The following is a 23,794-nucleotide window of genomic DNA, read 5'->3' on the forward strand; positions in this document are numbered from 1 at the left end:
AAATTTATTTGTAGCAGCCTCTTTTGCTAATATATGAAAATTTGTTACAAAAATAAGCTTCCCACATTATATATTATAAAGGCGACAATCCATGCGACTGCTGTCTGGAAACATACTGTTAGAATGGCGTAATGCCAGCCTCCCATCTCTCTTCTGATTGTTGCCAGTGTGGCCACGCAAGGCATATATAACAGGCAGAAAGCTAAGAAAGCAAATGCAGATAAGGGCGTGAAAATCTGTGTAAGCATTGCGGTTAAAGAGCCCCCTTCTGTGGCTCCTGTTAAAACCGCCATAGTGCTTACCACTGCCTCTTTTGCTGAAAGCCCAGTGATAAGTGCAGTGGCAGCTCTCCAATCCCCAAAACCCAATGGTTGAAATATTGGAGAAACAGCTCTTCCTAAAGAAGCTAAAATGCTATCTTCACTGCTTGTTACTAAATTTAGGCCATAGTCAAAACTCTGCAAGAACCATATTACAATTGTAGCTATAAATATTACGGTAAAAGCCTTTTTGATAAAGCCTTTTACGTTTTCCCACATACGGAGACAGACACTTTTGACTGCTGGTACACGATAGGGAGGCAGCACCATGATAAATGGCACTGGATTTCCTTTAAATATTGTACTTTTAAAAATCGAGGCACATATTATTGCGACTATAATTCCTGTCAGATAGATTGCAGTCATAATAAGGGCTTTATTACTGCTGAAAAATGCAGCAGTAAACATCGCATATATAGGAAGTTTAGCGCTGCAAGACATAAATGGAATTAAAGTAATAGTTAAATGCCGATCTCTTGCACTGGATAGAGAACGGGTAGCCATAATTGCAGGAACCGAACAGCCGAAACCAATAAGCATTGGTACGATAGAACGACCAGAAAGACCTAGCTTTCGTAAAAGTTTATCCATGACAAAGGCAACTCGCGGAGTATAGCCACTGTCTTCTAAAATGGACAAGAAGAAAAAAAGCACAGCGATAATAGGCAGAAATGATAGCACGCTTCCTATACCGGCACAAATCCCGTCTATGATTAAAGCGTAAAGAACAGGACTTACCCCTGCACCTATAAGGCCAGAACTTATAAGCCCAATTGCTATATCTATGAGTTTGGAAAGCTGATCACTAAGATAAGCTCCTATGGAGCTGAATGTGAAATAAAAGACCAAAAACATAATCCCCATAAATATAGGAATGGCAAAAAACCGATGAGTTAGGATTTTATCTATTTTCACCGAGCGTGCATGTTCCTTAGTGCTTTCTGATATACGTGTTACTACTTTAGCACATATTTTTTCGATAAAGGCATACCTCATATCGGCCATAGCAGCTTCCCTGTCTGTATGCAGATGATTTTCCATGTCTTCTACAATATGCCATATAATATCCAGTTCGGGACCCTGCAGCTGAAGTTGTTTCAACATAGGTTCGTCACCCTCTACAACTTTAGTGCAGCAAAATCGTAGGGGGAGGCCGACTCTTTCTACATCATCACTTATTAGATGCGCAATAGAGTGAATGGCGGTGTGGATATAGCCTGAGCAAAAGTCGATTTTTTCAGGGATAGTGTGTTTATGTGCGGCTTCTATAGCATAATGAATTAAATCATGAATCCCATCATTTTTACTTGCAGAGATAGGAATCACTGGGATTGTAAGTTCTTCTGATAATTTTTGAATATCTATAAAAATTTTATTATTTTTAACTTCATCCATCATGTTGAGCGCTAGAACCATAGGTATTTCTAACTCCATAAGCTGCAGCGTTAAATATAATGTCCTCTCAATTGCAGTAGAATCAATAATATTAACGATTACATCGGGCTTACCTTTTAATAGGATATCCCTTGTTTCTACATCATCTAGAGTGTAGGCTGAAAGAGAATAGGTTCCAGGTAGTTCTATGACGCTGACACCCTTATGCCTTCGTACAGGGCCTTCTTTAGTGGCTCTGTGTGGAGCAGAGAAATGCCCAGTATGCTGCTGCCCGCCAGTCATCTGATTGAAAACAGTTGTTAATCCACAGCTGGGGTTTCCTATTAAAGCGATATTAATTTTATGCAGATGCTTTTTATTCATTAATTGACACCTCTTTAACTTGGATATGACTTGCATCCTCTTTTCTTAAGGTAAGTTCAAAACCTCTTAGGTAAACCTCAATGGGGTCACCTAAAGGGGCCACTTTTCTTACTAAGACGGAAGTGTTGGGAGTCAGGCCTAAATCAAAAAGTCTTCGCCGGATGGCGCCCTCGCCGCCTACGGAACTTATAATCCCACTGCTCCCGGGTTTTAATTTATCTAAAGTTAAAATCATTTATTACCTCGAATTATAATTGTAGTATAATAACATAATGTTTATAGTGTACTTATACCTCTTAGTTAGCTTATGCGAACAGTATAGTGAAAAACCTTCAAAAAGTCAAGAAAACGAAAGGATGAAGATATGGTTATGGAAAAACAAATGGTGTTTAGGGTTGGGCTCTTTAGGCCACCCAGTGAAGCAAATAGTTTGCTTTTGCAAGTGACCCAGGGATGTACGTGGAATAAGTGCAAATTTTGCCAAATGTATAGGCAGACTCCTTTTGAAACTTTTTCAGTAGACAGCATTAAGAGAGATATTGATATCATGAAATATTATGCGGATATGCTGCTGGAATGCAAGGATTCTTTGGAGCAATGGGAATCACAAAAACTAAAAGATAAGTTGCGGAGTATGTCCCGGCCAGAGGCCGATTGCGCACGTTTGATTTTTAACTGGATGGTGAACGGAGGGAGGACTGTATTTCTGCAAGATGGAAATACTTTGGTATTAAGTGTGGCAAGATTAAAAGAGGTTTTGGAATATATAAGAGAAGTGTTTCCTCAAATTGAAAGAATTACTTCCTACGGCAGAGCGCAGACCTTAGCAAAAGTAACTGCGGACGAATATGCACAGCTTAAAAGTGCAGGGTTAGATAGAATTCATTCTGGATTTGAGTCTGGGTCTCAGGATGTGCTTGATTTTATAAACAAAGGAGTTTCTGTTGAAGAATTGATTAAAGCTGGACGCAATATAAAGGATGGAGGAATTCAATTGTCTGTTTACTTTATGCCTGGGGTTGGAGGGAAAGCTTTGTCAGAGCAAAATGCACTGGGAATGGCACATGTAGTTAATGAAATCAATCCAGACTATGTAAGAATAAGAACGGCTGCGATAAAAGAAGGAACAGAACTTTGGAATGAGTACAAAAGTGGGCGGATGAAGTTGTGCAGCGATGATGACAAAATAAAGGAAATTCGTATGCTGATTGATTCTGTAGAACGCTGTGAAGGCAGATTAGTAAGCGACCATATCGTAAATTTATTACAAAATGTGGAGGGCAGTTTTAAGAAAGATAAATCTTCAATGCTTAACAAAATAGATGCTTATTTAGAAATGCCGGAAACGGATAGGAAAATGTACCAAATTTCTAGAAGATCGGGTCGTGTAAGTTCTATAGAAAGTTTAAATGAATTACATGAAATTCAGAAAAACCAATTACAAAAAATGGTACTTGCGTATAGTAGCGAAGAACAGTGGAATGAGACGATAAATAATATGTTGACAAGGTATATTTAGGAATATTTTGTCAGATAAGGAAGAGCATATTTGTAATGTCAAGTAATAAATAAAGTTTTTTTAAACGAACATAGTGTGAATAAACGTTCAAAAATGAAGAAGTTAGCAATCGGTTACTCTGGTTGTAATTTTCTGAATATAAGCAAAACAGTATACTTTTTGCTAAGAAGTGTTATAATAATAATGTCTTATAAAAAAGACGTAGAGAAAGAGAGGAGAAACAAGGTATGGCAAAGAAGCTTATATCTGTGTGGCTTTCATTGACCATTGTACTTTTCTCATCAATTTCTATATATGCTGACGAATACGTTCAAGGAGATTTTTTTAACAAAAAAGTCGTTATAAATGGAAGTGAGATTGTAAATTACAATCTACAATATCCGTTCTTCCTTTATAAAGACACGACTTACATTCCATTAAGTACAGATATGGGTAATATCTGTGGATTTCAAGCACAAATGGACTGGGAAAGCCGCACATTAAAACTTCTTAAGACGGAAGGGACTCAAAAGACAATTAGTAACAATTGGGCCAAGAATAATGGGTACGATATGAAACTAGAAGTTATATCAGGAGTCAAAGTAATAGCTTATCAAGAACTTTCAGACAAAAAGGAGGCAGCTACTACTGAAGAGACAAAAGATTCTCTTGGGGTAATAGAAGCACCTGAAATGTTAGTCGAAGAAGTTAATTTAGAAGGACTGCCAGTATTGGCGGTTGGAAAGTATTTGTTCATTCCTGTAAAGGTAATGGATAAAAGTAAAGTGTTTAATTGGGACTTATATTTTGATTCATATTATGGATTGTGTATAAGTACGGTTAAAGACAAAACTGCAAAAAGTTTCTGGAGTGAATCAGAATCCAGATACAACACAGGGTTAGTAAACTATATATTGAATTATAATGGGAGCTTATCGAGGTCTTATGCACAGGAGTTGGTGTTTATGTTCAAAAGAGCCGCCAATGTGTATAAAGTGGACGAAAAACTGTTATTGGCAATAGCGCATAAAGAGAGCACTTTTAATGCAAAGGCTGTTTCTAATAGCGGTGCAATAGGTCTGATGCAGATAATGCCTGCCACAGGAGCAAACTTTGGATTAACTACACAGCAATTACTTGATCCGCGTTCAAATATAAACGTTGGAGCTTGTATGATCGGTACAGGGATTACTAACTACAACGGGGATAAAACGAGAGTTTTGTCCGCATACAACCAAGGCTCCTCAAGAGTTAGCCGAGGAAACTACTCTACAGCCTATGCGACAAGAGTTATGTCAGCATATAGTGGAGTACAAAATTTTCTTTCTGTAAACGGATATAATTAAAATTGGGAAAACAGATTTTTCACAAGTAGGAAAAATTGCAGAACAGAAAGAAGATTAAAAAAATCATGACACAAAAGCATATAGTATAGAAAAGCAAAAAACCGAGGGATGTTATCCTTCGGTTTTTTGTTTGTAAAATATCAGTAATCAAAGTATAATAAAGCAGGTTAAGGTTAAATTTATTAATAAGATATAATGAATATAGAGGTATAGATATGAATACAAGTATATTTCAGGTAGCTGGGCCAATTATGATTGGGCCGTCAAGCTCGCATACTGCTGGAGCAGCTAGAATTGGCAGGATATCAAGACAGATAATAAATGCAGATTTTGATAAAGTTACTTTTGGTCTTTACGGTTCATTTGATAAAACAGGAAAAGGCCATGGAACGGACAAAGCATTACTTGCAGGTGTCATAGGGATAAGAGAGGATGACGAAAAAATTTCAAAGTCTTTTGAGCTTGCAAAAGCGGCTGGTATTGAATTTGAATTTTACTCTGTTGAATTAGATGGGGCTCATGAAAACACGGTAGTAATAACTTTTTATAAAAATGGAAACATTAAAACGAAGATACAAGGGGCATCTGTAGGCGGAGGAAATATAAGAATTGAGAAAATTGATGGATACGAAATTGGCATCAGCGGAAATTTGCCTACTATATTTGTAAAGCAGGATGACCAGAAAGGCGTCATAAGCCATGTGGCTACTATATTGGCTGATAATGGCATAAATATAGCCACTATGAAAGTAAGCCGTGTACAGAAAAGTGAGGATGCTATTTGTGTTATAGAAATAGATGATGCAGTGGATGATGAGATTTTACAGAAATTGAAGGAACATCCACATATTCAGCTTGTTACACTTATTGCTTGTGCATAGAGGAAAGGAAAAATAGGAGATGTATAAGAACATAAAAGGACTTTTGGCATTAGCGCAGGAAAGAAATGTGAGCCTTTCACAAATTGTTTTAGAGAATGAAGTAAAGCATAGCGAGAAAACCTCAGAAGAAATATTGCAAATTATGAAATATAGATATGAAGTAATGAAAGCTTCGGCAGAAAAGGCACTAGAGAGACCAACAAATCCAGAGGGAAATCTTATTTGCGGAATCGCGTCAACACAATATTCTTATGCCACAGGAAATAAAAATACACTTTGCGGAGAATTCCTAAATCTTGTTATGGCCAGAGCTCTTTCTTCTAGTGAAGTAAATGCCTCCATGGGCAAGATTTGTGCCATGCCAACGGCAGGATCTTGTGGAATTGTTCCATCAGTGGTGATATCTGTGGCAGAAAAGCAGAAAGCAACGGAGGAACAATTGCTTATGGCAATGATTACAGCTTCAGGCCTTGGTGCAGTTGTTACAGAAAACGCTACTGTAGCAGGAGCAGAAGGTGGCTGCCAGGCCGAATGTGGAGTGGCGGCTGCTATGGCTGCTGCTGCATCTGTTGAACTTAGTGGAGGGACGCCTTCACAGGCGATCACTGCCTTTAGTTTATCCCTTATGAATGTTATGGGATTAGTTTGTGATCCTGTAGGTGGATTGGTTCAGATTCCATGCGCTCAGAGAAATGCTTCCCAGGCAGTCAATGCATTACTTAGCGCAGACCTTGCTATGGCGGGAGTCCAGAGCTATATTGATGCAGATGAAGTTGTGGAAGCAATGTATAAGGTTGGAAAGCTTCTTCCTATGCAGCTTAAAGAAACCGCATTAGGCGGGGTTGCTGCAACCTGCAGTGGGGCGTGTCTAATTAAGACTATTCAAGAACGTGATAAAAGTGTATAATTAAATGTTAGGATTATAAGTGAAATGGATTTAAAAGATTCGTTGATTTTAGATTTGGGGGGAATGGTATGGCAGTATTTATATCACCTATAAGATATGAAAATGAAAAAATGTATTTACTGGATCAGACTTTATTGCCTGGTAAGGAAATTTACATTGAAATTCAAAGCAAAGAGGACTTATGGGAGGCGATTTATAAACTGAAGGTAAGAGGTGCTCCGGCTATTGGTGTCGCGGCAGCTTACGGGCTTTATGTTTGTACAAGAGAAATTAGGACGGATAATTATAAGGAATTCTGTGAAAGGTTCCATGAAGTTAAAGAATACATTGCTTCCTCAAGACCTACAGCGGTAAATCTTTTCTGGGCACTTAACCGGATGGAGGGAAAATTGATTTCTCTCCATTCGAAAGCCGGTATTGAAAATTGGGAAACAGAACAAATACATATAAAAGAAGAATTGAAAGAAGAAGCCCGCAGGATTTATCAGGAGGATGTGGATGCCTGTTATTCAATGGGAGAACATGGATTGTCTCTTTTGAAACCTGGTATGGGTATTCTGACTCACTGCAATGCAGGAACCATTGCTACGGCTAAATACGGGACATGTCTTGCTCCGTTATATCTGGGTCATGAACAAGGTTATGATTTTAAAGTTTTTGCAGATGAAACAAGACCTCTTCTGCAAGGCGCTAGGCTGACTTCATGGGAACTAAATAAAGCGGGTATTGATGTGACTCTTATCTGTGACAATATGGCATCTATCGTTATGAAGAATGGCTGGATTAATGCGGTAGTAGTTGGTTGTGACCGAATGGCAGCAAATGGCGATGGAGCAAATAAAATTGGAACTTCAGGCGTGGCTATTTTAGCAAAAGAATATGGAATCCCATTTTATATGTTTGTACCTACATCAACTATTGATATGAATACTCCTACCGGAAAGGATATTCATATAGAAGAAAGAAAAGGCGAAGAAGTATATAAGATGTGGTATGAACAGCCAATGGCACCAGAGGACATCAAGACATACAATCCGGCTTTTGATGTAACGGACGCAAAGTATATTACTGCAGTGGTAACAGAGAAGGGTGTAGTATATCCACCTTATACTGTGAATTTACCTAAGTTATTTGATAAATAAATTTTAATTGAATATTGGAGCGCAAATGAATATTTTTGAAAAAAATGTTAAAAAAATAGTAATTTTAGCTGTAGTGGCTGCTGCATTTTCATCAATTTTTGTAAAGTTGACATCAGCGCCGCCTATGGCAATTGGTTTTTATAGATTAACTTTTGCATTACCTATATTTGCTGTAATGACCTTGACCAAGTATAAGGCCGAAGTGATGTCTTTAACGAAAAAACAACTGGCAGGTTGTGCATTAGCGGGTGTTTTTCTGGCAGGGCATTTCTTCTCCTGGTTTACAGGTGTAGGGCATACAAGTGTTGCCAGTGCAACGGTATTAGCTATGACAGACCCTTTTATGATACTAATTATATCGGTCTTTATATTTAAAGAGAAAACGAATAAAAAAGCAGTAGCCGGAGTAATTGTCGCCTTTATTGGAAGTGTGATTATATCGGGAAGCGATTACAGTATCTCGGCAGATGTCTTATTTGGCGACGTAATGTGCCTGTTTGCAGCACTCTTTATAGGGCTTTACTTTATTGTGGGCAATAAATTCAGAAAAGGTATGAATGCCGCCGTATATGTATTTTTTGTATTTCTTTTCTGCTGGATTACCTTCGCGATTGGAATGCTGGTAACAGGAACTCCTTTTACAGGCTATAGCACAAACGATATGTTTTGGATATTTGTCATGGCCATGGTCTGCCAGATTGGTGCACATGCAGTATTTAATTGGTGTCTAGGATATACATCAGCTTTATATGTGGCAACATGTGAAAACCTGGAGACCTTTATTGCAACAGGTCTTGCAGTAGTATTATTTGCTGAGATACCTTCCTTGTGGCAGATTATTGGAGGGATTACCATTGTTGCGGGTGTAATGTACTACACGAGACATGAGGGCGATAGTAATGGCGTATAAAGTAAAAATTGATATATTTGAAGGACCATTTGACCTGCTTGTATATTTAATTGAAAATGCAGAAATGAGTATCTATGATATTCAGGTTGCAGCAATTACAAGTCAGTATCTGGCATATGTAGAGCAAATGCAGGAGGCTGATGTAACGGTTGCTACCGAATTTATGGTGCTTGCGGCGGCATTAATTGAAATAAAATCTAAAATGTTACTGCCAAGAAGTACGCCTATCGAAGAGGGTGTAGTTGAGGAAGACCCAAGGACAGAACTGGTTGAAAAAATTCTAGAATATAAGAAATTTAAGGCAGCAGCAGAACTTCTTGAAACTCATGAAAATGAAAAAACTTTATGCTTTGAAAAGCCAAAAGAAGATTTAGAACGATATACCAATGAAGCTGATGAGTATTTGTCACTGGATATTAAACAGTTTGTATCTGCTTTTAATCTTTTTCTGAGAAAGAAGCAGAGAATTGAAGAGGTTAGAAAACATTACACAAGAGTTGAAAGACAAAAACAAAGTATTGAAATGAAAGTAGAACATATTATAAATTTCTTTAAAAATCATGGATTCAGAAAACTTTTTTTTAAAGAATTATTAAATAAAGAAAGTGATAAGTATGATGTTGTACTTACGTTTACCTCAATGCTTCAAATGATTAGAGAAAGACTAATCAGGGTAGAGCAGCAAAGTGCTTTTAGTGAAATGGAAATAGAAATGGTGCAGCCTGGGGAAGAGGATACACCTGTAATAGGAGAATGGGATGACAACTAAAAAGACAATGAAATCGGCTTTTGAGTCTATGATGTTTGTTTGGGGAGAACCCTTAGATGTTAAAACTGCAGCAGAAGTTTTTAATATTAACTGGAAAGATGCCTACGACTATTTTTTGGAGTTAAAACAGGAATATGACCAGGAAGGCAGAGGTATAAAGATAATAGAAATCAATAAGAGCTTTCAGTTTGTAACGAATGCAGAAAATTCTTCTTATGTTGAAAGGCTATGTACTCCAGTAAAGGAGAAGAAACTGTCGCAGTCAGCATTAGAGGTTCTTGCCATTATTGCTTATAAACAGCCAATAACAAAGGGCGAAATTGATTCTATCAGAGGTATAAAGTGTGACAGGGTTATAGAGGGACTTGTAAAAAAAGAATTAATTCAGGAAAAAGGACGTTCTAGTGCAATTGGCAGACCTATACTTTATGGGACCACTGATGCTTTTCTAAAGCATTTTGGATTTGAGACGTTAAAAGATTTACCGGATATAGAAAACATTGAAAGCGCTGTTGTGGCAGACGATCCTGAGGATGAGGTGTATGCCCAACAAATCTCTCTAGAGTTTGATATGTAAATAAATTTTTAGTAGTGGAGGTAAAAATGAGAGAAAAATCTTATATGATGGCAGTACCTGAAAAAGATCAGGATTTAATGGATTTAGCGGGAATGCTCAATAGATTGTCGCAAGCGAGAGGTATTCAGGTTCTTTCTAAAAATATGGAAGATGATGTCATGAAGCTTGATTTACTAGTTGAAGAACATGAATATCAGATAGAAGTTTACCCTACTGGTTTTGAACTTCCTGAAATGTACCGCATACAGCATTTTTTCCCCGATGTAGATATAGAAGCTTTGAAACAGGCTGAGGCTGGCCTGGCTGTAGAGATGATTTATGGTGAAGATGCGTTGTTGTCATATCATGCCCAGCTTCGGATCATACAGGCACTGTTACCAGACAAGCTAGCTATATTTGATGATAGCTCAGAAAAGATACTTTCTGGACAGTGGGCAGCACTTGCTGCTTCATCGGAGATTCCCCCTGCCCCAAGATATATTTATACCGTTCAGGCAGTCAGTGGAGACGATGACATTGTGTGGCTTCACAGCCATGGACTGAATCGCTGCGGCTTGTCAGAATTGGAAATACTAAATTCTACAAAGGCTGTATATCAGGATCATTATGCAGTTATTGAAACCATGGCAAACCGCATGTTGGAAAGGGAAGAACCTTTGCAGGCAAAGGAGGCGCTTTATCTGGCACGTTTGACGGGGGAAATAAGTGTGGTAACTACATTGGTTCCATGGGAGGAAGCAATCAATCATTATGATAATGATATGTTAGGCGGAAAATTGGATAGGGAAGAAAGTCATAATGAAGATACTAGTGGAATATTTGTTTATCCAACCTCTGAGGATTATGAAAAAGGTCAATATGCTCCGATTTCAATCTATGATGAGTATTTACATGAGAATCCGATTTATATGATTACAACAAAAGAAACTGAAAGAATGAAGGCCTTGGCAAAGGAAAGAATCGAGTATATGAAAAAGGCTTTTGAATGCAAGGATAATCATATCATAGTCAAACTGGGGCTGGAAGTTGATGATGAATACAAAACAGAAGATAACTTCAGGGAACATATCTGGTTTGAATTACTGGATATTAAGGAAGATGGCCTGACAGCAAAGCTGACTCAAGAACCGTATTACATAGAGAATCTTCATGAAGGATATACAGGGGATTATGCTTTGCATGAAATAACAGATTGGATGATTTATACACCAGAGCGCAGAATTACACCAGATGATGTGTATCTGATGGAGGTTAAGGAACTACCAGAAAAGAATAAACTGAATTAATGAATAAGTTCTGATAAAGTGTAAATGACAGAATGCAACAAGCATCTATCATTTACATTTTTTTATGGAAGAATTATTTTATTTAAAGAGTTTCACAGACACTTGCACTTTTTATGTATTGTGCCGTCAGGGTCTACACAACTGCAGGCCCCACATATACCTTCTCCACAGCATATATTGGCATTATTGCTGTGAACGAATGCAGGAGGCTCAGGTAATTGCATAATTATTTTTCTCATTTCTTCTATATAATAGTCTGAAGCTAGAACCACAACAGCCGTATAGTTGCCTTCTGTAATTTTTTCAGTTAAAGGTAAACTTAAGCATTCTGGAAGGCTTTTTATTAAAACTTTATTTGCAGTAGAAGGCTGCAAATAATCCCAGATTACTTGAGTACAGATTTTATCCTCATCTATAATAATTTCGGTTTCTGTGTCGCTTCCCACCCAGTTGAGAAAATTTATTGCGGGGGCAAATCCCACGCCCTTAGTTAAAATAAGCACTTTTGAATCGGGGATAATTCTGCTGAAACGTCCTATTATTTTAGGCATTCCAGAGATACCCCCCCTATAAACGCCCCGAACTATAAGTTTATCTTCCTGTGCACAAATAGCTTTTGTTTTGGCAGATATGCTTTTTACAAGAACAGTAATGAAACCATTTTCTGTGTCAGCATGCATAATGGAAATTGGTGTTTGGTAATAGTTTTGAAAATCTGGTGATTTCAAAAAAACGTAGCTGCCAGGTATTGCTGCTTTTAAGGCAAAACCACGACCAACTTCCAGCGTTATAACATACAAATCGTCTAAGTATTGCTTTCTTGAGACTATTTTTGAGGCAAAATCTTTTCTTGGGTTATTTATCTTCTGATTGTTTTGAATAAATTCGTTATATATACAGACTCCTTTCCATAAGCAGTCGCAGTATTCTTTTCCCTGCAGTCTGCTACATATAAGACAATCTCCAGTGGCTGCCAAATAGCAGGGGCAGTTTTCCGTACCACTGTCAATGCAGTCGATATTATTAGTAGAATCCATGAGTTATCCTCCCCACCCAATTAATTAATTACTATTATTATATTTTTCAAGTGGAGAAGAGGTGATATTATTTTAGAGAAAATCCATAATCCATTAATTTATAAGAATCATTAAACCAATCAGGAGCTCCCATGACAACACATATTAACTGCTTTCCATTACGCTCAGCTGAGGCTACAAGAGTTCGGCCGGAAGCTTTAGTATAACCGATTTTTATACCATTGCCGCCTTCGTATTGGTGAACCACTTTATTTTTGTTGTAAAAATAATTATATTTGTCAGGATCTCTGCTTGCTTCCCAGGTTTCTGCAGCAGCAATTTTTTTAAAGGTTTCATTTTTCATGGCAGTTTGAGCAATTAACGCCATGTCAGCAGCGGTGGTATAATGCCCTTCATCAAAAAGCCCGCTGGGATTTAAAAAGTGTGTATTTGTGCAGCCTATTTCTTTGGCCCTTACATTCATCATATCAATAAAATTCTCCTGGTTACCGCCTATGATTATTGCTAAAGCTGTTGCTGCATCATTACCAGAGCGAAGCATTAATCCATAAAGCAGATCTTCAATGCTTACAGATTCCTCCGGTGCTAAATAAATCGAAGAACCTTCTACGCCAACTGCTTCAGCAGGGATTTTTACTTTCTGCGTGAGGTCACTGTCCAATTCCTCTACAGTTTCAATAGTAAGCAATGCAGTCATGATTTTTGTAGTACTTGCAGGGTAAGCCTTGCTGGTGGCGTTTCTTTCATAAAGAACTTCTCCTGTTGCTGCATCCATAAGGATGGCCTGCTTTGCAGAGATAGAAGGGCACGCTGCGGTGGAGGTTTTTTGAGCGGGGTTATGTATGAGAGGATATAAAATAAATAAACCTATAGCAGCAGCACAGATAATGCTTATAGGTATAAGGCCGGCAGAAAGTTTCGTTTCCCTTATTTTAAATGAGTTTTTAAATTTATTATTTTTTTTTGAATTCATCAGATAACCCTCCATTTTAATATATTTACGATAAAAACAAGAGCTTTATGCAATGAAATAAAAGATAATCATGTATTGGAGTATTATGGAACTAGACGATGTCTGTCGAAAATGGTAAAATAAAGTAAAAAAATAGTTTAGGCGATTGCTATTACGAACGTACATAGCAGAATGGGAGGTATAAGTTTCCGATGATTAATGTAAAAAATGGACAAATTGACCTAGTGAGCTTAGAAGTTGAAGATATCATTGATATTCGTGTATTACAAAACTTTTTAGATAATTTTGCAATAGGTATGAATTGTGCGGCAGTTTCAGTTAACAGACAGGGAGAAGAGATTACTAGACCTAGCCATTATAGAGCCTTTTGTAATGACTATATACATTCTAACAGAATAGGAGATCAGAGGTGCGCGGAGTGCCACAGCCAGATGGGAGATCAGGCTGTAAAGCAGGGGAAGCCTTATGTAGGAAAGTGTCATGCGGGATTAGTGGATTTTGCAGCACCTATTATAGTTAATGGAGAACATCTTGGAACAATTTTAGGCGGTCAGATACTTGATGTCACACCGAATGAAGGTAATATCCGTCAAGTTGCCAGAGAAATCGGCCTGGATGAAGATGGATTATGGGAAGCCGCAGAGAGGATTGATATAGTTAACAAAACTAATATTGATGCAGCTGCTGAAGTACTACATATTATTGCAAATACATTTGCACAGGATGGATATAAAAGGATTGAAACGGAATTTTTATCAACAGAATTGGCAAACAACTTTGTAGAAATTTCTAAAACAATAGAATCACTGGCAATATCCGCGGTAAATGTTACTTATAGCCAGCATGAACTTTCAGAAGAAATACATAGCATAGATAAAGTTACAAAGGAGATTGAATCCGTTTTAAAGGATATAACCAAAGTAGCAAATAACACAAAACTTATTGGGTTTAATGCAGCCATAGAGGCTGCCAGACTTGGAAATGATGGGAGAGGATTTGCAGTAGTGGCTAATGAAATTCAAGCATTGGCAGATAATTCAAAGGAAACAGCAGCTCATATTGCAGAACTAAATAAACAGATAAATGGGAAGCTTGATTCTACGGTACAGAATTCTGAGAAAACACTTAGTATCACGGAAGAGCAATCGGCGGCTATGGAGGAGTTATCTGCTACGGTTCAAGCTGTAACAGAGTTAGCAGGACGATTAAAAACATTATTTGATATAAAGTAGTCTGAAATTCCGAAAATCTTTTTAAGTACTTTATAGCTTGATAAAATGGCGTATCTGTGATAATATATTGAAGGTAATTTTAAAAATAATTATTCTTGGTGAAGTTTAGGCAGCAGCCTTACTAGCCGGGTTGGAGGTAGAAAAATGAAGAGAATACATACTATTGAAACAAGAAATCTTGTTGAATCAGCTAAAAAAGGTGGATGTGGTGAATGTCAGACATCTTGCCAGTCAGCAAGTAAGACTTCATGCAGCGTTGCTAATCAGCAGTGCGAACAGCTAAAGAAATAAGCTAAACTTTCAAATCGCTATAAGCTGTAAAGCTTATAGCGATTTTTAACATTCTGTCCAATTTCTGAAGGAAATTGTTTGACAGAATTTACACTAGAAAATCGCAAATCTTCGATTTGTAGATTTTTATCGTACCACCAATTTTCGTAGAAAATTAAATGGTGGAATTTACATATATTTATGACGAAGAAAGGATACCGGATATGGTACATACTTATAAAAGTAACGGCTATAACATCGTTTTAGATGTAAACAGTGGTGCTGTCCACTGTGTAGATGAAGTGGCTTATGATATTATTGAAATGCTTGCAGCTGGGATTGATAGAGATATGATTACAGCGGATATATTGCAAAAGTATAAAAACGTTCCTGAAGTAACAAAAGCAGAAATTAAAGATGTATTTGAAGATGTAGAAGAATTGAAAAAACAAGGGAAACTTTTTTCTGAAGATATTTATGCTAAGATGTCTCACGAATTTAAGGAACGTCAGTCCGTAATAAAGGCTATTTGTTTACATGTAGCCCATGATTGTAATCTTGCATGTAAGTACTGTTTTGCAGAAGAAGGCGAATATCAGCAGGGACACCGCGGGCTGATGTCTTATGAAGTGGGAAAAAAGGCATTGGACTTCCTAATTGAGAATTCGGGCACAAGAAAAAATTTAGAGGTAGATTTTTTTGGCGGTGAGCCTCTTATGAATTGGGAGGTTGTTAAAAGACTGGTAGCTTACGGCCGCGAACAAGAAAAAATTCATGATAAGAACTTTAGATTTACTTTAACCACTAATGGCATTTTGCTTGATGAAGAAGTGATGGAATTTGCCAATAAGGAAATGAGTAATGTAGTGCTTAGTCTTGATGGTCGAAAAGATGTGAATGATAAATTGAGAGTTTCCAGAAATGGCAAGGGATCCTATGATATCATTCTGCCTAAATTTTTAAAGATGGCAGAATCCAGAAATCAGGAAAACTATTATATCAGAGGGACGTATACACATTATAATACAGATTTTGCAAATGACATTTTACACATGGCAGACTTAGGCTTTAAGGAACTTTCCATGGAGCCGGTGGTTGCTCCGCCTACTGCGGATTATGCTTTAACTGAAGAGGATATCCCAAAACTTCTAGCAGAATATGACCGCCTTGCATGTGAAATGATTAAGAGAAAGAAGGCGGGCAAAGGGTTTAATTTCTATCACTATACCATAGACCTTACAGGGGGGCCATGTATTGTAAAACGTGTCTCTGGATGTGGTGTTGGCACAGAATATATGGCGGTTACTCCTGAGGGAGATTTATATCCATGCCATCAGTTTGTAGGGGATGAGCATTTCCTTCTTGGTAATGTCTTTGAAGGAGTGAAGAATGCCTCTGTATGTGATGAATTTAAGTCTTGTAATATTTATTCTCATGATGAATGTAAGGATTGCTTTGCACGAATGTATTGCAGTGGAGGTTGTGCAGCAAATGCTTATCACACAACGGGTATGATAACAGGGGTTTATGACTTTGGCTGTGAACTTCACAGAAAGAGAATCGAATGCGCCATTATGATTCAGGTGGCAGAAAGATTTGGAGAAAACTAGAGTGTAATTCTTGGGACTATAAGCTACAGAATGAGAAATTAATTGGAAATTAGTTGAGTTAAAATTATCTGCTCATAATTTCTTTGAAAAATACCTAAAGCTTGCAATTGTAGTAAAATACTGCATTGCAAGTTTTTTTATATAATTACAATATGAAATTAACGGATGTATGTAGCTGAAACGTCTAAATTAGCGTTATATTTTATTGTCTAAATTTAAAATACTCATTTGACAATTTAAGAAAATAGGCGTATCCTTATAAAATTGGTAGGACCAATTTAGAGGAGTGGATATGAAATATTTAAAACAGTTTGGAGTAATTTTACTCATCACATTTTTAGGAGAAATTTTAAAAAACATAATACCTTTGGCTATCCCGGCAAGCATTTATGGGCTTGTACTGATGCTTATAGCATTACAGACTAAACTTATTACACTGGAACATATTCAAGATGTGGGCGTGTTTCTTATAGAAATTATGCCTATTATGTTTATACCTGCTGCGGTAGGCCTTATGGATTCATGGGAAATACTGAAACCTATTTGCGTTCCGATAATTGTTATTACGGTAGTTACCACTATAATTGTTATGGTGGTAACAGGGAGAATAACGCAATTGGTAATAAACATGGAAAAGAGGGAGCAAGATGAGTAGTGTTTTAAGTGATTCCACTTTTTTTGGAGTGGTAGTGAGTCTTATAGGGTATGAGTTTGGAATAATTTTAAAAAAGAAATTTAAAAGTGCTATTTTTAATCCGTTGTTAATCTCTATTGTATTTGTGATGCTGATGCTGCTGATGTGCAATGTGGAATATAAGAATTACAACGAGGGTGCGAAATATATAAGTTATCTGCTGACCCCTGCTACCGTATGCCTAGCACTGCCTTTATATCAGCAAATGGAATTACTGAAGCGCAATGCTAAAGCGATTTCCATAGGGGTTGTGGCGGGGGTAATTTCTGCACTTGGCAGTGTTCTGATTTTAGCGAAACTATTTGGATTAGATCATAGGGAATATGTTACTTTACTTCCTAAATCAATAACAACAGCTATAGGGATGGGAGTTTCAGAGGAACTTGGCGGCATTGTTACGATTACCGTAGCAGTTATAATTATTACGGGAGTCCTAGGAAACATTGTTGGTGAAACGGTATGTAAAGTTTTTAGAATAAAACAACCTATAGCAAAAGGTCTGGCATTAGGAACGGCAGCACATGCCATAGGAACATCAAGGGCCATGGAAATGGGCGAAGTCGAAGGGGCTATGAGCAGTTTGGCTATAGCAGTTGCAGGATTACTGACAGTAGTTGGTGCAGCAATATTTTCACATTTTATGTAGTGGGGTGAAGAAGATGATAATTACCATAGGAAGAGAATATGGAAGTGGAGGACACGATGTTGGCGCAATGTTGTCTGGAAAACTGGGAATTGTATTGTATGATAAAGAAAATTTGGCTGAAAATGCAAAGAGGCTAGGGTATTACGATGAAATAAAATGTTTTTATGAAGAAAAGCCTGCAGATAGTCTTCTTTATGCCATAGCTAAGAGCGACGAGAATGGGAGAATGGGGGAAAAGCCTTTTAAACATATAAAAGAAGTAACGGAAGATCAGTCCTGTGTCATAATAGGCAGATGTGCAAACTATATTTTTAGAAATGAAGAGGATCATATAAGCGTTTTTATACATGCGGATATGGACAAGCGGATAAAGAGAATAGCGCAAAATAATAACATAAGTGAAAAACAAGCAAAAAATTTAATTTGTGAAACGGATAAAAAAAGAGCAGAGTTCCATAATCAATATACCAGAGAGAATTGGGGTGACTCCAGGGGGTATCAATTGTCAATTGACAGTGGTATGATAGGTATTGAACAGACAGTAGAATTAATATGTGGTTATATTGCAGCCAAAAGGCAGTGGGGACAAAGTGGAAAATAGAGAGTATAAAAAAGTAATAGAATACGTAAAAAGCGAAATCGCAAAGGGCACGTTACAACTGAAAAATAAGCTGCCTACGGAAAGAGTTTTGGCAGAAGAGCTTAGTATGAGCAGAAGCTCCATAAGGGAAGCTTTAAGGACTATGGAAAACATGGGTATGTTAGAGAGTACACAAGGGTCGGGAAACTATCTGACTGGGAATTTAAATAAAATGTTTGCTGAATCTATAGGGATGATGCTTTTGCTGAAGCAAGTAAGCTACAGTGAAGTAAATGCTGTGAGAAGAGCTTTGGAGACTGATGCCTATGTTTTAGCTATGGGTAATATAACCGAAGAGATGGAGGAAAAGCTTAAAGAACTTTATCAAGGAATGGAGAATTCAGAAGGTGATCAGAAGATTCTCAAAGATAAAGAATTTCATTACCTAATTATCAGAGCTTCAGGGAATAAGTTGATCATAAGCATTATGGAGGCATTAGAAGAAATCTATGAAGAATCAGTAGGGCATATCCTGAAAACTTCTTCCAAAGAAACAAAAGATCAACTTATGCGTTGCCATAAAAAAATGCTGGAATGTATCATAGGAAAAGACGAAATAAATGGCCGTAGGGCACTTGACGAGCATTATGGCATTATTGAAGGGCAATGCTAAATCTTATTAATAAAAGTCAAGTATATACATGTAAAATTGTTATAAATAAATATGTATGAATGAAAGCCAATAGATGAACTACTGGCTTATGCATCCTAGATTACATGCTTGCCATTTTTTTGCACTCTTCTGCGCACATATTACAGATATCTGAACACTTTTTGCAGTGCTCATCCTTAAACATAGCGCATTCTTGTGCACATTTTTCACAAATTTGCGCACATAATTGACAATGCTGTGCTGAAAATTGACCGTTCATAGACATCATTCCAACAGACATTTGGCACATCATAGCACATTCAATTAGCATGCTTACGCAATTTTTTCTTGCATTTAAATCAGGCTCATTCAGGCAAGCCGTGAAGCACTCGTAGCAAGCTTGTGCACATTTTGAACAAGCATCGATACATGCTTGATGCTTATCGGTTATATTTGTTACTATACCCATTTATACTACCTCCAAAAATATCTTTCTTACTAGGTAGTATTTGATTATATTCAAATACTATACAAATTTTGAATAATGTAAAAGAGTTTAATGTTTAGTTTGACATAGAACTCTTTATTTTTTTTATTTAATAGGAATGCAATATATGACTCATGAGGAGAGCGTTGATTTATGTATAAATAGATTTCAAAGAATTAATAATATAGTACAGCTCATTTAGATGAATTTTGTAAAAACACGAATAAATTAAAAAGACATCGCTTTTAAAGTTCGTGTTTTTAACAAATATTTTCAGACGAAGAAAGAAAATTCTTGTCTAAAATAAAAAAATATGCTAATGTTTAAGCATAAAGATAAACTGTAAAATAAAAAGACGAACAATGATAAGAAAAAATCCTATAATTATACGGAGAAAGGAACACTCATATGGTAAAACGTATATTTGTTGAAAAAAAGAAAGGGTTTGATGTTGAGGCTCAGGGGCTGGGAGAAGACATCCGACAGAACCTTCATCTGGAAGGATTAACGAACGTTCGAGTTTTAAATAGATATCATATAGATGGAATAGATGAAAATACTTATGAAGGTTCCAAATACACAGTATTTGCAGAACCTGCTATTGATTGTGTATATGAAGAAAATATACCGGAAGGCTTAGGTGAAAACATATTTGCAGTAGAGTTCTTGCCAGGACAGTATGATCAGAGGGCTGACTCAGCAGCACAGTGTATAAAAATGATGAATGCACAGGCTCAACCGCTTGTAAAATTTGCAAAAGTTATTATCTTGCAAGGAAACATTACAGAAGAACAATTTTTAGCGGTTAAGAATTACTGCATTAATCCAGTAGATTCTCAGGAGGCTTCTATGGAAAAGCCTGAAAATCTAAATATGGAAAGTGTGGTTCCTGAAGATGTGGCAGTGGTAAAAGGTTTTACAGACTTACAGGCAGAAGAACTAGAAGTCTACAGAAAAGAAAAAGGTTTCGCAATGAGTAATAAGGACATCCTGTTTATTCAGAATTATTTTAAGAATGATGAAAAACGTAATCCTAGTATTACAGAGTTAAAAGTGATTGATACTTACTGGTCTGATCATTGCAGACACACGACTTTTATGACGAAGCTGACTGACATTCAGTTTGAAGAGGGTGAATATGCTCATTTAATTGAAAAAGCTTTTGATGAATACCTTGCTATGAGAAATGAAGTTTATGGAGAAAGAGCGTACAAATCTTCGGAAGAAGGCGGCAAAGACATTTGCCTGATGGATCTTGCCTGCATCGGAGCAAAGTATCTAAAGAAAAAAGGTCTGGTTCATGACTTGGATGAGTCTGAGGAAATTAATGCATGCAGCATAAAGGTAAAGGCTAATATTGATGGCAAAGATGAAGATTGGCTGGTCATGTTTAAAAACGAAACCCATAACCATCCTACTGAAATTGAACCATTTGGTGGAGCTGCTACTTGTCTAGGGGGAGCTATCAGAGATCCGCTTTCAGGAAGAGTTTATGTTTATCAGGCTATGAGAGTGACTGGCTCAGCAGATCCTAGAAAACCGATTGAAGAAACATTACAGGGCAAGCTGCCTCAAAGAAAAATTACTCAGGGGGCAGCAGCAGGATATAGTTCTTATGGAAATCAAATTGGGCTTGCTACAGGCCAAGTATCGGAGATTTACGATGAAGATTATGTAGCAAAGCGTATGGAGATTGGGGCTGTTATTGGCGCTGCTCCAGCGTCACATGTTAGAAGAGAGACTCCTTTAGAAAGCGATGTTATAGTGCTCGTGGGTGGAAGAACTGGAAGAGACGGCTGTGGCGGTGCTACTGGTTCTTCTAAGGAGCACACGGAAGATTCTATTCTAAACTGTGGAGCAGAAGTTCAAAAAGGAAATCCTCCAGTAGAGAGAAATATCCAAAGAATGTTCAGAAGAAAAGAAGTTGCAACCTTAATCAAGAGATGTAATGACTTTGGAGCAGGCGGTGTTTCTGTGGCAATTGGAGAACTGGCAGACAGTCTTGATGTAAATCTTGATTTGGTCTTAAAAAAATATGAGGGCCTTGATGGAACAGAACTTGCTATTTCTGAGTCACAAGAAAGAATGGCAGTTGTAGTTTCCAAAGAGTATGCAGATCAATTTATTAACTACGCTCATGAAGAAAACCTTGAAGCAGTGGCTGTAGCGAAAGTTACAGATACAGGACGCTTCAGAATGTTCTGGAGAGAAAAATGCATTTTAGATTTAAGCAGGGCGTTCTTAAATACAAATGGGGCAACTCAGGAAGCAAAAGTATTCGTAAAAGATAATATAAATATTTCAGCTATAGATAACGAAAACCTTGAAACGGTTACACAGCATTTAGATGACCTGAACTGCTGTAGCCAGAAGGGCTTGATTGAACGATTTGACAGCACAATTGGGGCTTCCACTGTTCTGATGCCGCTGGGTGGTAAATATCAGCTTTCCCCAGCAGCCGGTATGGCTTGCAAACTTCCTGTTACTAAGGGAGAAACAACAACAGCTACACTTATGGCTTATGGATTTGATCCACAGATTGCTAAACTCTCTCCTTATCATGGGGCTTTGTATGCAGTTATTGATTCTGTAACAAAGATTGTTGCAATGGGAGGAGATTATAGAAAAGTCAGGCTTACTTTCCAGGAATATTTTGAAAGGATGACCGATAATCCTGAAAGCTGGAGCAAACCTTTTATGGCACTTTTAGGAGCATTAAAAGTACAGAAGGAATTGGGTATTCCTGCTATTGGTGGGAAGGATAGTATGTCTGGTACATTTATGGACATTAACGTTCCACCAACGCTAGTATCTTTCGCGGTGGCTGTAGCAGATGCATCAGAGGTCGTTTCTACAGAATTGAAGCAAAAGAACAGTAAGCTGGTATATCTTTCAACCAAGTACAATAAAGATAAAATCTTAGATTTTGATATGTATAGAAAAAATATGACAAGAGTTTGTGAGCTTACCAAAGAAGGCAGAATTCTTTCAGCAAACACGGTTGGAAGAGGGGGCATATTTATTTCTGTGGTTAAGATGGCCGTTGGAAATAAGATTGGTGTTACACTTAAGCATATCAGTAAAAAGGAACTGCACGAACAGGCTTACGGGTCATTGATTCTTGAAGTAACTGGTGATAGCAATGTAGAAGAGATGTTCGACGGGCTTAGTTACAAAGTTATTGGGCATACTGAGGAAAGACAAAGAATTACGGTTCAGGCAGCGGATGAAAAGAACAATACGGAATCAGTTGGCTTTGAAATGGAACTGGATGATATTATAATGCAGTGGACAAAACCATTGGAAGGTGTATTTCCTGTAAAAACTGCTGATTTTAAGAATTCACTGGATAAGACAGCGGTTCCAAGTATTGCTTATGAAGCCAAGAATAGAGTAGCACCTGCTATAAAGATTGCAAAGCCAAGGGTGTTAATACCTGCGTTCCCTGGAACTAATTGTGAAATGGATTCAAAGAGAGCGTTTGACAGAGCGGGAGCACAGGCAGATATCCATATCATGAGAAATATGACGCAGGCTCAGTTAATTGATTCTATAAATGAGCTTGAACAGAAGATTAGACAAAGTCAGATTATATTCATCCCTGGAGGTTTTTCAGGTGGAGATGAGCCAGATGGTTCTGCTAAATTTATTACTGCAGTATTTAGAAATCCTGCAGTCAAGGAGGCAGTAACGGATCTTCTGGAAAATAGAGATGGTCTGATGCTGGGCATTTGTAATGGATTTCAGGCTCTTATAAAGCTGGGTCTTGTACCGTATGGAAGGATTGTGGAGATGGATGAAAATGAACCAACTCTTACGTATAACAAGATCGGACGACATGCATCCTGCCTAGTGAACACGAGAATTGCTTCTACGAAGTCTCCTTGGCTTTCAGGAGTAGAGGTAAATGATATTCATACAATTGCCATTTCCCATGGTGAAGGTCGATTTATTGCGAAGGATGAAGTAGTTAAAAAACTAATTGAAAATGGTCAAGTTGCAACACAGTACGTTGATTTTACAGGACAGCCATCTATGGACATAACTTTTAATCCAAACTACTCAGCTTTGGCTATCGAAGGGATAACTTCCCCTGATGGCAGAGTATTTGGAAAGATGGGACATTCTGAACGAATTGGACAATATGTATATAAGAATGTTGAAGGAAATAAGGATCAAAAGATATTTCAATCTGGAGTTGAGTATTTTAAATAGGAGG

Annotated in this window: 22 protein-coding genes; 17 read left to right on the forward strand and 5 right to left on the reverse strand. The window is 37.5% G+C overall.

The features are described from left to right. Nucleotides 1-44: 44 nt before the first annotated feature. Entirely contained in the window at nt 45-2,078 is a 2,034-nt protein-coding gene (gene feoB, locus RTW14_RS12250) for a ferrous iron transport protein B (RefSeq protein ID WP_312651779.1), read from the reverse strand. Beyond that, nucleotides 2,071-2,313: a FeoA family protein gene (locus RTW14_RS12255; protein WP_312651780.1), complete on the reverse strand. Its 243-nt coding sequence runs from the start codon at nt 2,311-2,313 to the stop codon at nt 2,071-2,073. Before RTW14_RS12255 ends, feoB begins: the two co-directional genes overlap by 8 nt. 135 nt (nt 2,314-2,448) lie before the next feature. Between RTW14_RS12255 and RTW14_RS12260 the strand changes: the two genes are divergently transcribed. The 9 genes from RTW14_RS12260 to RTW14_RS12300 all read left to right on the forward strand — a co-directional run bounded on the left by RTW14_RS12260 (nt 2,449) and on the right by RTW14_RS12300 (nt 11,394). Continuing rightward, a complete protein-coding gene (locus RTW14_RS12260; RefSeq protein ID WP_312651782.1) occupies nt 2,449-3,597 on the forward strand; it encodes a radical SAM protein in 1,149 nt (382 codons plus the stop codon). A gap of 227 nt (nt 3,598-3,824) precedes the next feature. Next, nucleotides 3,825-4,922, forward strand: coding sequence for a lytic transglycosylase domain-containing protein (locus RTW14_RS12265; protein WP_312651784.1), 1,098 nt, complete (start codon nt 3,825-3,827; stop codon nt 4,920-4,922). Nucleotides 4,923-5,137: 215 nt separating this feature from the next. Then, nucleotides 5,138-5,803, forward strand: coding sequence for an L-serine ammonia-lyase, iron-sulfur-dependent subunit beta (gene sdaAB, locus RTW14_RS12270; RefSeq protein WP_312651786.1), 666 nt, complete (start codon nt 5,138-5,140; stop codon nt 5,801-5,803). Between the two features lie 19 nt (nt 5,804-5,822). Next, nucleotides 5,823-6,710, forward strand: coding sequence for an L-serine ammonia-lyase, iron-sulfur-dependent, subunit alpha (gene sdaAA / locus RTW14_RS12275; RefSeq protein ID WP_312651788.1), 888 nt, complete (start codon nt 5,823-5,825; stop codon nt 6,708-6,710). Nucleotides 6,711-6,778: 68 nt separating this feature from the next. Next, complete coding sequence (gene mtnA, locus RTW14_RS12280; protein WP_312651790.1) at nt 6,779-7,852, forward strand: S-methyl-5-thioribose-1-phosphate isomerase; 1,074 nt, start codon at nt 6,779-6,781, stop codon at nt 7,850-7,852. A gap of 25 nt (nt 7,853-7,877) precedes the next feature. Next, on the forward strand, nt 7,878-8,762 hold the full coding sequence (locus tag RTW14_RS12285) for a DMT family transporter (RefSeq protein ID WP_312651792.1): 885 nt from the start codon (nt 7,878-7,880) through the stop codon (nt 8,760-8,762). Then, nucleotides 8,752-9,531: a segregation and condensation protein A gene (locus RTW14_RS12290; RefSeq protein ID WP_312651794.1), complete on the forward strand. Its 780-nt coding sequence runs from the start codon at nt 8,752-8,754 to the stop codon at nt 9,529-9,531. The genes RTW14_RS12285 and RTW14_RS12290 overlap by 11 nt, the downstream gene beginning before the upstream one ends. Continuing rightward, the gene (gene scpB, locus RTW14_RS12295) at nt 9,521-10,108 is read left to right on the forward strand and encodes an SMC-Scp complex subunit ScpB (protein ID WP_312651796.1); all 588 of its coding nucleotides are present in this window, start codon (nt 9,521-9,523) and stop codon (nt 10,106-10,108) included. The genes RTW14_RS12290 and scpB overlap by 11 nt, the downstream gene beginning before the upstream one ends. A 26-nt stretch (nt 10,109-10,134) precedes the next feature. After that, nucleotides 10,135-11,394 carry a DUF4026 domain-containing protein gene (locus RTW14_RS12300; protein WP_312651798.1) on the forward strand — a complete coding sequence of 420 codons (1,260 nt, stop codon included), beginning with the start codon at nt 10,135-10,137 and terminating at the stop codon, nt 11,392-11,394. 92 nt (nt 11,395-11,486) lie between these two features. On the opposite strand, the gene RTW14_RS12305 is transcribed toward RTW14_RS12300, so the two are convergent. Together RTW14_RS12305 and RTW14_RS12310 are read right to left on the reverse strand one after the other, a co-directional pair. Further along, on the reverse strand, nt 11,487-12,431 hold the full coding sequence (locus RTW14_RS12305; protein ID WP_312651800.1) for a hypothetical protein: 945 nt from the start codon (nt 12,429-12,431) through the stop codon (nt 11,487-11,489). A 67-nt stretch (nt 12,432-12,498) separates the two neighbouring features. After that, a complete protein-coding gene (locus RTW14_RS12310) occupies nt 12,499-13,404 on the reverse strand; it encodes a D-alanyl-D-alanine carboxypeptidase family protein (RefSeq protein WP_312651802.1) in 906 nt (301 codons plus the stop codon). A gap of 191 nt (nt 13,405-13,595) precedes the next feature. Between RTW14_RS12310 and RTW14_RS12315 the strand changes: the two genes are divergently transcribed. The 7 genes from RTW14_RS12315 (at nt 13,596) to RTW14_RS12345 (ending at nt 19,109) form a co-directional block, all read left to right on the forward strand. After that, complete coding sequence (locus RTW14_RS12315) at nt 13,596-14,636, forward strand: PocR ligand-binding domain-containing protein (protein WP_312651804.1); 1,041 nt, start codon at nt 13,596-13,598, stop codon at nt 14,634-14,636. Nucleotides 14,637-14,780: 144 nt separating this feature from the next. After that, the gene (gene scfA, locus RTW14_RS12320) at nt 14,781-14,927 is read left to right on the forward strand and encodes a six-cysteine ranthipeptide SCIFF (RefSeq protein ID WP_312651806.1); all 147 of its coding nucleotides are present in this window, start codon (nt 14,781-14,783) and stop codon (nt 14,925-14,927) included. Nucleotides 14,928-15,085: 158 nt separating this feature from the next. Next, nucleotides 15,086-16,516, forward strand: a complete 1,431-nt coding sequence (scfB, locus tag RTW14_RS12325) for a thioether cross-link-forming SCIFF peptide maturase (protein ID WP_331654443.1) — start codon at nt 15,086-15,088, stop codon at nt 16,514-16,516. A 292-nt stretch (nt 16,517-16,808) separates the two neighbouring features. Continuing rightward, entirely contained in the window at nt 16,809-17,171 is a 363-nt protein-coding gene (locus RTW14_RS12330) for a CidA/LrgA family protein (RefSeq protein ID WP_312651808.1), read from the forward strand. After that, entirely contained in the window at nt 17,164-17,856 is a 693-nt protein-coding gene (locus RTW14_RS12335; protein WP_312651810.1) for an LrgB family protein, read from the forward strand. Before RTW14_RS12330 ends, RTW14_RS12335 begins: the two co-directional genes overlap by 8 nt. A gap of 13 nt (nt 17,857-17,869) precedes the next feature. Continuing rightward, on the forward strand, nt 17,870-18,457 hold the full coding sequence (locus tag RTW14_RS12340; RefSeq protein ID WP_312651812.1) for a cytidylate kinase-like family protein: 588 nt from the start codon (nt 17,870-17,872) through the stop codon (nt 18,455-18,457). Then, on the forward strand, nt 18,447-19,109 hold the full coding sequence (locus RTW14_RS12345; RefSeq protein WP_312651814.1) for a FadR/GntR family transcriptional regulator: 663 nt from the start codon (nt 18,447-18,449) through the stop codon (nt 19,107-19,109). Before RTW14_RS12340 ends, RTW14_RS12345 begins: the two co-directional genes overlap by 11 nt. 100 nt (nt 19,110-19,209) lie before the next feature. Here the strand turns inward: RTW14_RS12345 and RTW14_RS12350 are convergent, their stop codons facing one another. Continuing rightward, a complete protein-coding gene (locus RTW14_RS12350) occupies nt 19,210-19,557 on the reverse strand; it encodes a four-helix bundle copper-binding protein (protein ID WP_312651816.1) in 348 nt (115 codons plus the stop codon). 426 nt (nt 19,558-19,983) lie between these two features. On the opposite strand from RTW14_RS12350, the gene RTW14_RS12355 reads away from it, so the two are divergent. Beyond that, on the forward strand, nt 19,984-23,790 hold the full coding sequence (locus tag RTW14_RS12355) for a phosphoribosylformylglycinamidine synthase (RefSeq protein ID WP_312651818.1): 3,807 nt from the start codon (nt 19,984-19,986) through the stop codon (nt 23,788-23,790). Nucleotides 23,791-23,794: the final 4 nt, after the last annotated feature.

The organism is Aminipila sp., from assembly GCF_032051575.1.
Classification (GTDB): domain Bacteria; phylum Bacillota; class Clostridia; order Peptostreptococcales; family Anaerovoracaceae; genus Aminipila.

What these genes read in the sequence shown, in the direction of transcription:
- RTW14_RS12350 (WP_312651816.1), bottom strand. Translation starts at nt 19,557, where the DNA reads ATGGGTATAGTAACAAATATAACCGATAAGCATCAAGCATGTATCGAT.
- sdaAA (WP_312651788.1), top strand. Translation starts at nt 5,823, where the DNA reads ATGTATAAGAACATAAAAGGACTTTTGGCATTAGCGCAGGAAAGAAAT.
- RTW14_RS12285 (WP_312651792.1), top strand. Translation starts at nt 7,878, where the DNA reads ATGAATATTTTTGAAAAAAATGTTAAAAAAATAGTAATTTTAGCTGTA.
- RTW14_RS12335 (WP_312651810.1), top strand. Translation starts at nt 17,164, where the DNA reads ATGAGTAGTGTTTTAAGTGATTCCACTTTTTTTGGAGTGGTAGTGAGT.
- RTW14_RS12340 (WP_312651812.1), top strand. Translation starts at nt 17,870, where the DNA reads ATGATAATTACCATAGGAAGAGAATATGGAAGTGGAGGACACGATGTT.
- feoB (WP_312651779.1), bottom strand. Translation starts at nt 2,078, where the DNA reads ATGAATAAAAAGCATCTGCATAAAATTAATATCGCTTTAATAGGAAAC.
- mtnA (WP_312651790.1), top strand. Translation starts at nt 6,779, where the DNA reads ATGGCAGTATTTATATCACCTATAAGATATGAAAATGAAAAAATGTAT.
- RTW14_RS12315 (WP_312651804.1), top strand. Translation starts at nt 13,596, where the DNA reads ATGATTAATGTAAAAAATGGACAAATTGACCTAGTGAGCTTAGAAGTT.
- sdaAB (WP_312651786.1), top strand. Translation starts at nt 5,138, where the DNA reads ATGAATACAAGTATATTTCAGGTAGCTGGGCCAATTATGATTGGGCCG.
- RTW14_RS12330 (WP_312651808.1), top strand. Translation starts at nt 16,809, where the DNA reads ATGAAATATTTAAAACAGTTTGGAGTAATTTTACTCATCACATTTTTA.
- scfB (WP_331654443.1), top strand. Translation starts at nt 15,086, where the DNA reads ATGGTGGAATTTACATATATTTATGACGAAGAAAGGATACCGGATATG.
- RTW14_RS12260 (WP_312651782.1), top strand. Translation starts at nt 2,449, where the DNA reads ATGGAAAAACAAATGGTGTTTAGGGTTGGGCTCTTTAGGCCACCCAGT.
- RTW14_RS12305 (WP_312651800.1), bottom strand. Translation starts at nt 12,431, where the DNA reads ATGGATTCTACTAATAATATCGACTGCATTGACAGTGGTACGGAAAAC.
- RTW14_RS12310 (WP_312651802.1), bottom strand. Translation starts at nt 13,404, where the DNA reads ATGAATTCAAAAAAAAATAATAAATTTAAAAACTCATTTAAAATAAGG.
- RTW14_RS12355 (WP_312651818.1), top strand. Translation starts at nt 19,984, where the DNA reads ATGGTAAAACGTATATTTGTTGAAAAAAAGAAAGGGTTTGATGTTGAG.
- RTW14_RS12290 (WP_312651794.1), top strand. Translation starts at nt 8,752, where the DNA reads ATGGCGTATAAAGTAAAAATTGATATATTTGAAGGACCATTTGACCTG.
- scpB (WP_312651796.1), top strand. Translation starts at nt 9,521, where the DNA reads ATGACAACTAAAAAGACAATGAAATCGGCTTTTGAGTCTATGATGTTT.
- RTW14_RS12300 (WP_312651798.1), top strand. Translation starts at nt 10,135, where the DNA reads ATGAGAGAAAAATCTTATATGATGGCAGTACCTGAAAAAGATCAGGAT.
- RTW14_RS12265 (WP_312651784.1), top strand. Translation starts at nt 3,825, where the DNA reads ATGGCAAAGAAGCTTATATCTGTGTGGCTTTCATTGACCATTGTACTT.
- scfA (WP_312651806.1), top strand. Translation starts at nt 14,781, where the DNA reads ATGAAGAGAATACATACTATTGAAACAAGAAATCTTGTTGAATCAGCT.
- RTW14_RS12255 (WP_312651780.1), bottom strand. Translation starts at nt 2,313, where the DNA reads ATGATTTTAACTTTAGATAAATTAAAACCCGGGAGCAGTGGGATTATA.